Source organism: uncultured Thiodictyon sp. (assembly GCF_903828115.1).
Taxonomy (GTDB): domain Bacteria; phylum Pseudomonadota; class Gammaproteobacteria; order Chromatiales; family Chromatiaceae; genus Thiodictyon.
The window spans coordinates 1-2,519 of the sequence record NZ_CAIKKU010000502.1; the positions used below are offsets into that span (position 1 = coordinate 1).

Consider the following 2,519-nt stretch of genomic DNA (forward strand, 5'->3'; position numbering starts at 1 on the left):
CCGACGGCCACGACGTCATCTGTGTCGACAACTTCTTCACCGGCACCAAAGACAACATCGCCCACCTGCTCGACAACCCCTATTTCGAGCTGCTGCGGCACGACGTCACCTTCCCCCTCTACGTCGAGGTGGACGAAATCTACAACCTGGCCTGCCCCGCCTCGCCCATCCACTACCAGTTCGACCCGGTGCAGACCACCAAGACCAGCGTCCACGGCGCCATCAACATGCTCGGCCTGGCCAAGCGGGTCAAAGCCAAGATCTTCCAGGCCTCCACCAGCGAGGTCTATGGCGACCCCAGCATCCACCCCCGCGAACTCGCGCAGACCATCCTGGACCTCACCGGCTCGCGCTCGTCGTTCGTGTATGAGTCCCTGCCCCAGGACGACCCCAGACAACGCCAGCCCGACATCGGCTTGGCCAAGCACCACCTGCACTGGGAGCCAACGATTGCGCTCTGCGACGGCCTGAAGCCAACCATCGCCTACTTCGACACCTTGCTCAGTCGTCAACCACCGGAATTATGACCAAGGCCCCGCGCCGCTTCTCGATGATGATGACCACCCTGGTTAAACAGAGAACACCTGCACCAAGCGCTCACTGAGACCTTTCCGATGTTAAACGCACAGCTCATTCAATCCGCGGTCAATCGTCTCATTCCACTGAATGAATTCGAACGACGCAAGAATTGGCAGACATCACCGGTCTCCGAGGCGGTGAGAGGCGGCAAGGTCCTGTATGAACGCGCCGCTTGATGAGGCCCGCCAACTATTGCGTGCCGCAACCAGGGATCGGCTATCCTTTGAATTGCTTCTCGGCACGGGACGCGCCCCCCCATGAAACCCTTGGGTTTCTCGCGCAGCAAGCCTGCGAAAAACTCATCAAGGCCGTGCTGGTTCGCCATGGGGCTCGGGTTGAGCGGACGCATGATCTCGAACGGCTATTCGATCAAGATCGTGGCAGATGAGACATGAGCGATCCCGAGACGCTGTTGGAGTGGTCCGACCGGGTCCTGACCGCCCAGACCTTCGCCGAGGTCTTCGACGACGCAAGTTGACCGGCACCCGGCGCCGTGCCGGCACCCACCCCTGCCGAAGCCTCGTTTGGCCGACGAAAGAGGTCCAACGTCCGCGGTCCGCCTGCCCGCCCACGCTGGCCCTCACGCCACCGCCCAGCCGACTACTTGAGGGTGGGTCCCACGGATGCCGGCCGCAGCGCACGGCTAGCAGGTTCAAATTTGGGCGGGCGCAACCGCCAGCGTGCCGGCGACGGGGCCGATGGTGGAGGCGCTATGCTGATCCACCCTCCGAAATTCGCCCTGCTGTAGGGTTTATAAGGCGCGCCCCACGATGCGAGGGAGCGGGCACGTCGCGCGTAGCGCATCCACGAAAGGCCGCGCGCTGCCGTCCAAACGTGGAACTGCTGGCGCACAGCGACAACCGATTGCGAACCCGATCACACTTCCAAGCAGCACCCACCGGCCCTCCCGCGATGCGCATTGACTAACCCATGCCCACTGTGGTCTCATTCACTAACGTTCATCCCATGAATTTTCGGCCTGCCCCGTCGGCCGATCAGCCCCCAAGCCCCGAGTACCGTCCTGTCACGGTAGGGCGGTAGCGTGTCCGACACCCCAATCAAGGTCCGTCGTCACCTCAGCGACGACCTGCGTTACCGCCTGCTCAAGCACCTCGCGGAGCAACCCCAAGCCAGCCAACGGCAGCTCTCCGAGGTCCTCAGCGTCAGCGTCGGCAGCCTCAACTACTGCGTCAACGCACTGATCGAGCGCGGCTGGGTCAAGGTCACCAACTTCCGGAACAGCCACCACAAGCTCGCCTACGCCTACCTCCTCACCCCCAGCGGCATCGAGGCCAAGACCCGCATCGCCGTGCGCTTCCTGCAGCGCAAACTGGAGGAACACGAGGCGCTGGCACAGGACATCGCCCAGCTCCGCGCCGAGGTCGCCGCCGCCCAAGCGCCCGTTGGGGAAGCCGCCAGCGATTAGCCGTCAGTAACCCGCCGGCCGCTACTGCGGCGACCGCCCCGAACGCATCCACCAGCGAGCAACGCGGTCCAACCCGTCGTCCCCGCAGGATGCTCCCGGCCACGGGCCGCTCAGCCGTCAGGCCGAACAACCGGGAGCGCCGCACCCCAGGGCGGCCCGGCCGGGCCTTGAACACGATTCCGGCCACCCATGGTTGCAGCATCCCGTCGCGGCCGGGGGTCCGCTCCGACGCCGTAGGAGCGGCCCCCCGGCCACGACGAGTGCCAGCCGGGATCTCGCCGGATTCATGATCAAAGCCCAGGTGGACGAGCGGGAGCGAGGTCTACCGAATCCCGCGCCGCCGTTGGTGGACCGCGCTGTGCTTGTCCACCCCACGGTACTGCGCGTTGGCAGTGGCCGGAATTGTGATCGAGGCCCGCGCCGAAACGCCATCCATGGACAAACGCCCCCACAAACCCTGGCACCGCTGGCTCGGCATCCTGCTGACCGACCTGTTCGTCGGCCGCCCCTGGTC

Annotated in this window: 3 protein-coding genes; all 3 read left to right on the plus strand. The window is 64.9% G+C overall.

Going from position 1 to position 2,519, the window contains the following annotated elements; all coding sequences use genetic code 11:
* The coding region (locus QZY48_RS18390) for a GDP-mannose 4,6-dehydratase (protein ID WP_295433847.1) at positions 1-527 on the plus strand (527 nt) is incomplete at its 5' end.
* Between the two features lie 227 nt (positions 528-754).
* Complete coding sequence (locus QZY48_RS34895) at positions 755-967, plus strand: HEPN domain-containing protein (RefSeq protein WP_366929729.1); 213 nt, start codon at positions 755-757, stop codon at positions 965-967.
* Positions 968-1,621: 654 nt separating this feature from the next.
* A complete protein-coding gene (locus tag QZY48_RS18400) occupies positions 1,622-2,005 on the plus strand; it encodes a MarR family EPS-associated transcriptional regulator (RefSeq protein WP_295433853.1) in 384 nt (127 codons plus the stop codon).
* Positions 2,006-2,519: the final 514 nt, after the last annotated feature.

Excerpts from the sequence above, each read along its gene's own strand:
- QZY48_RS34895 (WP_366929729.1), top strand. The coding sequence starts at position 755 with ATGAGGCCCGCCAACTATTGCGTGCCGCAACCAGGGATCGGCTATCCT.